Source organism: Neisseria sp. HMSC074B07, assembly GCF_001810355.1.
In the GTDB taxonomy this organism is placed as follows: Bacteria; Pseudomonadota; Gammaproteobacteria; order Burkholderiales; family Neisseriaceae; genus Neisseria.
In genome coordinates this window covers 196,210-202,707 of record NZ_KV800981.1, presented here as the reverse complement: position 1 = coordinate 202,707, position 6,498 = coordinate 196,210, and the positions used below count along the sequence as shown (strand labels likewise).

Below are 6,498 nucleotides of genomic sequence, written 5' to 3'. Positions count from 1 at the left end.
TTTGGGGGCCAGTTCACTTTTCAGACGACCTTTTTGTTTGGATAACAGTTGTCAGCCCGAAGACAGATAGATAATATAAACCGAATATTTTTCAACTCGCCCGCGCCCCGTAAACCAATATTCCCGGACTTGGTGCTTGTAAAATTTGAGTCAAAAGGCAATCAACAATGAAAAAGACTTGGAACCAAATACTTGAATCAGCACAACCCGTGGTTGATTTTTTGTCATCAGACAGTTTCTTTTCCCGTCCTTATGACGGCGATCGTGAAAGATTTATCGTTACTGCCTCTCCGGAGGAAGCCAGATATCTGTTAGGTCGTGAATGGGACGAGTGGGAGGAGATTATAGATACTCAGCAATTCTCGGGTTTGGAGGATTTCGATTGGCACTACTTGATTGGTGCTAAATTAATTAATACCAATTGCCTGGGAGCCCTAGATAAGGATTTTCATGGTGCAGATAAAAAGCTCACGATAGAGGGGGTAGTAAACCTACTGGAAGAAACAATGCCTGACAATATGAGGATTTTATTGAATTGTTATGCCAATAACTATATACCGGAGATTTGGAAAGATATCTTATATGTTTACCAACATAACGGTCTCCCTTGCGGCTGGAAAGGAGATTATCCGGAAGGGAAAATGATCGTTTTTTCCAACGAATAAAGGATGAGAAAACCGTAATCCGTTTGAAATCTTAATTCATGTGTATGGGTTGGTTTGAAAAGGTCGTCTGAAAAACTTGAAACCTGTTTCAGACGACCTCAAAGTCAACATCCCGTTCCACTTCCAAGGTAAGTATTACGACGAAGAAAGCGGGTTACACTACATCCGTTTCCGGTATTACGACCCTGAAATCGAGCGGTTCGTGAGTCAGAATCCTATTGTGTTTGCCGAAGGAGTTAAAACATGGAGTTCTTTTTAGATAAAGATAATTATTGTTGTGTAAAAAATACTGCTAATCCTGATGAACAAGTTATCGGAGACTTTTTTGAAGGAGATATTCAAGGTATTGATTACAATGTCAATTTATTTATTGATGTCATTAATCAAATTAAAAATGATGAAATAGAAAACTGGCAGGGAGCAGGCAATGCCCACACAATTTCCATAACAAAAGATAAGATAAATATTTTTAACGAATTTACTGAAATGGATGTAACTATTTATGACTTTGAATACTTTTTGTCCCTTTTATATCAATGGAAAAAATTGATTGAAAGTAGGACCATAAATCAAACTTGATTTTTTGATCATTATTCACAAAGTTAGTTTGAGTCTGTTCTCTCCAACAGAATTATTTGTACCCCAGCACCAAATGTTGAAGCATGGTAAAACTGCTAAATAATTAAAACGGGATTATTGATATGAATATAACAGGAATGGAATACTTTGTTATTTCAAATAAAAAACCTGATATTGTTTTGAATGGTTTTAATCAAGCAATAGTTGAGCTATGGCCAAATTGCATTATTTATGAGAATGACAAACTATTTGATGGCAGTTTTTTTATGGGTATGTTAAAGATCATGAAATGGAGAATTTCTCAGAAGAGAATGCCTATAAACTCGATCAACATGGAGAAGGCCAAATATCATTGGCATGCCAGTACTATCGATCATTAAGAATGAATACAATGGCAGATTATGCATATTATGATGGATATGAAGACCTATATGATGACTGTCCTAAAGACAGTATCTTGAGAAAGAATATTTTTATACTTCATGAAGTGTATTACTACACTCTTATATTACCGGCTACACATGAACATCCTTTTAGCAGAAAAATAATTAATATTTTAGAGGATATTCTTTTAAAGAAATCTGAAATATAATTCAATTAATCAACAATATAGAGATGATTTTTAAAAATTTTGAAGAGTTTGAATCAATTTTAGATAAATTATTTGATAATGAGCAATATGAAGTAGCCGATGGAATCATGGAAAATCAAATAGATAATATTTGCAAACTATCTTCCTTGGAAGAAATTGATCAGTATCTATGGTTTTATGCTTCTGTTGCCGGAGATTGCGAATCTTTCGGTAGATTTCAGAAATTATGCAGACAATTAGTGTCTTTAAACAAGATAAAATCGAGTGATTTAGCCAAATATGAAGAAAAATGTCCTGCTGATAGATGGTTTTAGTTAAGGATAGATTGGCTCAAAACCCAACATTTAAAAAGGTCGTCTGAAAAGTTTAAAATCCGTTTCAGACGACCTCTTAAAACAAACCCTGCTTACAAAGGAAATAACCGCATGAACCCCATCCGCCCCTTCTTAGACCATACTCCGCAAGTCCATGAGTCCTGTCTTATCGATGAAACTTCGGTCATCATCGGCGAAGTATCGCTTGCCGAAGACGTATCCGTTTGGCCGTATGCCGTTTTGCGCGGCGACGTGAACAGCATCAGCATCGGCGCGCGCAGCAATGTGCAGGACGGCAGCGTCTTGCACGTTTCGCACAAAAACGCGGAAAAGCCTGAAGGCTCGCCCCTTGTCATCGGCGAAGACGTTACCGTCGGACACAAAGTCATGCTGCACGGCTGCCGTATCGGCGACCGCGTTTTAATCGGTATGGGAACAATTATTCTGGACGATACCGTCGTCGAAAGCGACGTGATGATAGGCGCAGGCAGCTTGGTGCCGCCGCGCAAACGTTTGGAAAGCGGCTATCTTTATGTCGGCTCGCCCGTCAAACAAGTCCGCCCGCTGACGGACAAGGAAAAAGAGTTTTTGAAATATTCGTCCGCGCATTATGTGCGGCTGGCAGGACAACACAAGCAATCAAAATAAGCCCTCTGCGACGCCTTATCGCTATAATTGATGGGGCTTTGCTGCCTGCTCCTGATTTTCAGACGACCCGTCCCGATAACGACCATGAACCCCGAAACCCTGCAAGATTTCCTACATGCCCACATCCCTGCGACCGCCCTGCTCGACCTGAGCGTCTTGGAAACCACAGCGGATCAGACCGTACTTTTCGCACCCCACGCCCCCAACCGCAATCATAAAAATACCGCCTTCGGCGGCAGTATCGCGTTGGCGGCAACCGTCGGCGGCTGGGCAACTGTCTATCTCCATTGCCCCGAATCGGATGGCAATATCGTCATTCAAGAAGGCACTACCCGCTACCTGCGCCCTGCCCGAGGCGATCTGACCATCATCACACGCAGTCCGCCGGCTGAAGAGTGGCAAAAACTCAAAACAATGTTCGAGCGCCATAAAAAAGGAAAAATCACCCTGCAAACCGAAATCTATTCGGAAAACGAATTGGCTGCCGTCTTTGACGGACGGTTTGTCGTATTGGGATAAGGTATCGGCTGTTTCATAGACAAAGGTCGTCTGAAATTTTCAGACGACCTTTGTCTATGAAGCGGATATCTATTCACACCCACAGCCAAGCCCAAACGCTGCGCCCTTCACCTTGCAGCAACACCAGCGTTCGGCAGGCGGAGGCTGTGTTCATACATTCCAACCCGATGCCGTGTTCGGCAAGTTCGGCGGAGATTTTGGGATGGAGGAACTGCTGCTTCTCTCCTGTGCCGATGATGATGACTTCGGGCAAGCCGTCCGACTCGGAGGTCGTCTGAAACAGGTCGGCGGCAGTCAGTTCGGACGGCGTTTGCACGTTCATTGCTTCGATTTTGCCGTTGCGCCAGATGATGGGCGCGGTGTAGGTTTTGCCGCCCGCTTCGATTGCGCCCGCCCGATAAGCGGTCAGGCTCAGGGTTTCATCGGTTTTGTTTTCTTCTATCAGCATTTTTCTTCCGTTTCCTTCTCGGCTTCATCCATCTATTGCAAACAGGCTTGCCGCCCTTTCGCCGCGTTCCGTAAAAAAGGTGCAAAATCAGGCAATTTCAGGTAGGATGGGCGACTTTAGCCTGCGTCTTCCGCCCTTGCAAAATCAGCATTATATCAATCTGCGGCGGCGGTGCGTTTCGGGCTTTCTGAATTTCTGTTTTTACTTTTTGATTTAAGAGAATCGGCTCACAAGGAGGCACAATGAAGCCAGTAAACATCGGTCTTTTAGGTTTAGGTACGGTCGGCGGCGGTACGGCTGCCGTGTTGCAGGACAATGCGGCGGAAATCAGCCGCCGTTTGGGACGCGAAGTGCGCATCAGTGCCGTATGCGACTTGAGCGAAGAAAAAGCCCACCAAACCTGCCCGTCCGCAGCCTTCGTCAAAGACCCGTTCGAACTGGTCGCGCGTGAAGACGTCGATGTCGTCGTCGAATTGTTCGGCGGTACCGGCATCGCCAAAGATGCAGTATTAAAAGCCATTGAAAACGGCAAACACATCGTTACCGCCAACAAAAAACTGCTCGCCGAATACGGCAACGAAATCTTCCCGCTGGCGGAAGAAAAAAACGTCATGGTGCAATTTGAAGCGGCAGTAGCGGGCGGCATCCCGATTATCAAAGCCCTGCGCGAAGGCCTCGCCGCCAACCGCATCCGCAGCATCGCTGGCATCATCAACGGCACCAGCAACTTCATCCTCTCCGAAATGCGCGAAAAAGGCAGCGCGTTTGCCGACGTATTGAAAGAAGCGCAAGCGTTGGGCTACGCCGAAGCCGATCCGACCTTCGACATCGAAGGCAACGACGCGGGCCACAAAATTACCATCATGAGCGCGCTGGCATTCGGCACGCCGATGAACTTCCCCGCCTGCTACCTCGAAGGCATCAGCAAACTCGACAGCCGCGACATCAAATACGCCGAAGAACTCGGCTACCGCATTAAACTTTTGGGCATCACCCGCAAAACCGACAAAGGTATCGAATTGCGCGTCCATCCGACCCTGATTCCCGAAAGCCGTCTCTTGGCAAACGTCAACGGCGTGATGAATGCCGTGCGCGTCAATGCCGATATGGTTGGCGAAACCTTATACTACGGCGCGGGCGCAGGCGCATTGCCGACTGCTTCCGCCGTCGTCGCCGACATCATCGACATCGCACGCCTGATTGAAGCCAACACCGACCACCGCGTACCGCATCTGGCGTTCCAACCCGCCCAAGTCCAAGCGCAAACCATCCTGCCTATGGACGAAATCACCAGCAGCTACTACCTGCGCGTCCAAGCCAAAGACGAACCGGGTACGCTGGGGCAAATCGCCGCGCTTTTGGCAAAAGAAAACGTGTCCATCGAAGCCTTAATCCAAAAAGGCGTCATCGACCAAACCACCGCCGAAATCGTGATTCTGACCCACAGCACGGTCGAGAAAAACATCAAGCGCGCCATTGCCGCCATCGAAGCATTAAGCTGCGTGGAGAAACCGATCACCATGATCCGCATGGAAAGCCTGCATGACTGAGCCGAAAAACGAAATGTCCGCCGAAGAGCAAGCCGCGGCGCGTAAAAAAGCGAAAGCCAAAATCCGCACCATCCGCATTTGGGCGTGGGTCATTTTGGCACTGCTCGCCGCGACCGCCCTGCTCTCCCAATGCGCCATGTCCAAACCGCAGGCAAAGCATAACATCTTTGAGTCTTGCGTGAAAAACATCCCCTTTGCCGAAAAATGGCAAAACGATTTGAAAGAAAGGGGCTTGGATTCAAACAACAGCAAACTCGCCACCGATTACTGCACCTGTATGTGGGACAAGCCTTTGGACAAACTCTCCGAAGATCAAATCCGTTCATTGGGCAAACTCAGCCCGCAAGAGCAGCTCGACCTGCTTGGCGGCGCGCAAGCGTTTGAAGATCGCGACAAGCAGTGTGTGGCAGGTTTGAAGGCAGAATAATCCGTTTTTGACATGGCAAAAAGGTCGTCTGAAAAAACTCCGTTTGTTTTTTTCAGACGACCTTTTTATTGATAAGGGATTCACTGCACATCAGGATGGAACAACAAACTATGCTCGGGCGATCGGTTTCTTCCCTTCCAACCATACCTTCAGTTTTTCCTCATCCAAAAACCAGTGGCAGATTTCTTCGTCCCCATCCAATAACACGGGGACAAGCTCGTTATATTGTTCTTCTAAAACAGGGTCTTCATCGACATCGAAGATTTCCAACTCAAAACCGAATGCCTCTTGATACGGCTTGAGCTGTTCACGCATTTTGTGACAGAGACTGCAATATTCTCGAAACATCAGGATCAGCTTCATAGCGGATGCTTTGCGGTGTGGTAAACGAAAAACGGATTGTAAGATAAAGGCTGCCGTCAATGCAAAGGTCGTCTGAAACCTTAGATTTCGGTTTCAGACGACCTTTGATAATGCTTTAGACAAGATTAGGATTGCACATTGATACCGGCGGTAACTGTCGTTTGCGCACTGTTGGCATTCAGGAAGGAAGCCGCCAACTCGCCGCAGCAGCCGCAGCAGGTCGCAACACCCAATTGAGCCTGTAAATCGCTCATGGTACTCGCGCCTGCAGCGATGGTTTCTTTGATGTCGTGGTCGGTAATGGCGTTGCAAATGCAAACAAACATGATGTGCTCCGTGTTTTCTTTCGCTCAGTATTGATAGTGTGTTTTATTCTTAAACGTAAATATAAAT

General features: G+C 46.5%; 12 protein-coding genes. 9 read left to right on the top strand and 3 right to left on the bottom strand.

The window, feature by feature from the left end; all coding sequences use genetic code 11:
- The first annotated feature begins 167 nt into the window (after nt 1-167).
- The 7 genes from HMPREF2726_RS12125 (at nt 168) to HMPREF2726_RS12095 (ending at nt 3,317) form a co-directional block, all read left to right on the top strand.
- Complete coding sequence (locus HMPREF2726_RS12125) at nt 168-665, top strand: hypothetical protein (RefSeq protein WP_070603495.1); 498 nt, start codon at nt 168-170, stop codon at nt 663-665.
- Between the two features lie 76 nt (nt 666-741).
- Nucleotides 742-924, top strand: a complete 183-nt coding sequence (locus HMPREF2726_RS13520) for an RHS repeat domain-containing protein (protein ID WP_232203810.1) — start codon at nt 742-744, stop codon at nt 922-924.
- Nucleotides 909-1,244 (top strand): hypothetical protein, encoded by a 336-nt coding sequence (locus tag HMPREF2726_RS12120; protein WP_009311903.1) that lies wholly within the window; start codon nt 909-911, stop codon nt 1,242-1,244. Before HMPREF2726_RS13520 ends, HMPREF2726_RS12120 begins: the two co-directional genes overlap by 16 nt.
- A 289-nt stretch (nt 1,245-1,533) precedes the next feature.
- Nucleotides 1,534-1,836 (top strand): hypothetical protein, encoded by a 303-nt coding sequence (locus HMPREF2726_RS12110; RefSeq protein WP_148132522.1) that lies wholly within the window; start codon nt 1,534-1,536, stop codon nt 1,834-1,836.
- A gap of 23 nt (nt 1,837-1,859) precedes the next feature.
- Complete coding sequence (locus HMPREF2726_RS12105; protein ID WP_036529282.1) at nt 1,860-2,150, top strand: hypothetical protein; 291 nt, start codon at nt 1,860-1,862, stop codon at nt 2,148-2,150.
- 111 nt (nt 2,151-2,261) lie between these two features.
- Nucleotides 2,262-2,798 carry a gamma carbonic anhydrase family protein gene (locus tag HMPREF2726_RS12100; protein ID WP_003755292.1) on the top strand — a complete coding sequence of 179 codons (537 nt, stop codon included), beginning with the start codon at nt 2,262-2,264 and terminating at the stop codon, nt 2,796-2,798.
- 84 nt (nt 2,799-2,882) lie between these two features.
- Entirely contained in the window at nt 2,883-3,317 is a 435-nt protein-coding gene (locus tag HMPREF2726_RS12095; protein WP_036529284.1) for a YiiD C-terminal domain-containing protein, read from the top strand.
- 73 nt (nt 3,318-3,390) lie between these two features.
- Here the strand turns inward: HMPREF2726_RS12095 and HMPREF2726_RS12090 are convergent, their stop codons facing one another.
- A complete protein-coding gene (locus tag HMPREF2726_RS12090; protein WP_009311911.1) occupies nt 3,391-3,765 on the bottom strand; it encodes an Mth938-like domain-containing protein in 375 nt (124 codons plus the stop codon).
- A gap of 242 nt (nt 3,766-4,007) precedes the next feature.
- Here HMPREF2726_RS12090 and HMPREF2726_RS12085 point away from each other — a divergent pair, with 242 nt between their 5' ends.
- Together HMPREF2726_RS12085 and HMPREF2726_RS12080 are read left to right on the top strand one after the other, a co-directional pair.
- Nucleotides 4,008-5,315 (top strand): homoserine dehydrogenase, encoded by a 1,308-nt coding sequence (locus tag HMPREF2726_RS12085; RefSeq protein ID WP_009311913.1) that lies wholly within the window; start codon nt 4,008-4,010, stop codon nt 5,313-5,315.
- Nucleotides 5,308-5,742, top strand: a complete 435-nt coding sequence (locus HMPREF2726_RS12080; RefSeq protein WP_009311915.1) for a hypothetical protein — start codon at nt 5,308-5,310, stop codon at nt 5,740-5,742. Before HMPREF2726_RS12085 ends, HMPREF2726_RS12080 begins: the two co-directional genes overlap by 8 nt.
- 108 nt (nt 5,743-5,850) lie before the next feature.
- Here HMPREF2726_RS12080 and HMPREF2726_RS12075 read toward each other — a convergent pair whose 3' ends face one another.
- Nucleotides 5,851-6,105, bottom strand: coding sequence for a glutaredoxin family protein (locus HMPREF2726_RS12075; protein ID WP_009311917.1), 255 nt, complete (start codon nt 6,103-6,105; stop codon nt 5,851-5,853).
- A gap of 125 nt (nt 6,106-6,230) precedes the next feature.
- Complete coding sequence (locus tag HMPREF2726_RS12070; RefSeq protein WP_003755307.1) at nt 6,231-6,431, bottom strand: (2Fe-2S)-binding protein; 201 nt, start codon at nt 6,429-6,431, stop codon at nt 6,231-6,233.
- Nucleotides 6,432-6,498 lie beyond the last annotated feature (67 nt).

Excerpts from the sequence above, each read along its gene's own strand:
- HMPREF2726_RS12125 (WP_070603495.1), top strand. The coding sequence starts at position 168 with ATGAAAAAGACTTGGAACCAAATACTTGAATCAGCACAACCCGTGGTT.
- HMPREF2726_RS12120 (WP_009311903.1), top strand. The coding sequence starts at position 909 with ATGGAGTTCTTTTTAGATAAAGATAATTATTGTTGTGTAAAAAATACT.
- HMPREF2726_RS12110 (WP_148132522.1), top strand. The coding sequence starts at position 1,534 with ATGGAGAATTTCTCAGAAGAGAATGCCTATAAACTCGATCAACATGGA.
- HMPREF2726_RS12105 (WP_036529282.1), top strand. The coding sequence starts at position 1,860 with ATGATTTTTAAAAATTTTGAAGAGTTTGAATCAATTTTAGATAAATTA.
- HMPREF2726_RS12100 (WP_003755292.1), top strand. The coding sequence starts at position 2,262 with ATGAACCCCATCCGCCCCTTCTTAGACCATACTCCGCAAGTCCATGAG.
- HMPREF2726_RS12095 (WP_036529284.1), top strand. The coding sequence starts at position 2,883 with ATGAACCCCGAAACCCTGCAAGATTTCCTACATGCCCACATCCCTGCG.
- HMPREF2726_RS12090 (WP_009311911.1), bottom strand. The coding sequence starts at position 3,765 with ATGCTGATAGAAGAAAACAAAACCGATGAAACCCTGAGCCTGACCGCT.
- HMPREF2726_RS12085 (WP_009311913.1), top strand. The coding sequence starts at position 4,008 with ATGAAGCCAGTAAACATCGGTCTTTTAGGTTTAGGTACGGTCGGCGGC.
- HMPREF2726_RS12080 (WP_009311915.1), top strand. The coding sequence starts at position 5,308 with ATGACTGAGCCGAAAAACGAAATGTCCGCCGAAGAGCAAGCCGCGGCG.
- HMPREF2726_RS12075 (WP_009311917.1), bottom strand. The coding sequence starts at position 6,105 with ATGAAGCTGATCCTGATGTTTCGAGAATATTGCAGTCTCTGTCACAAA.
- HMPREF2726_RS12070 (WP_003755307.1), bottom strand. The coding sequence starts at position 6,431 with ATGTTTGTTTGCATTTGCAACGCCATTACCGACCACGACATCAAAGAA.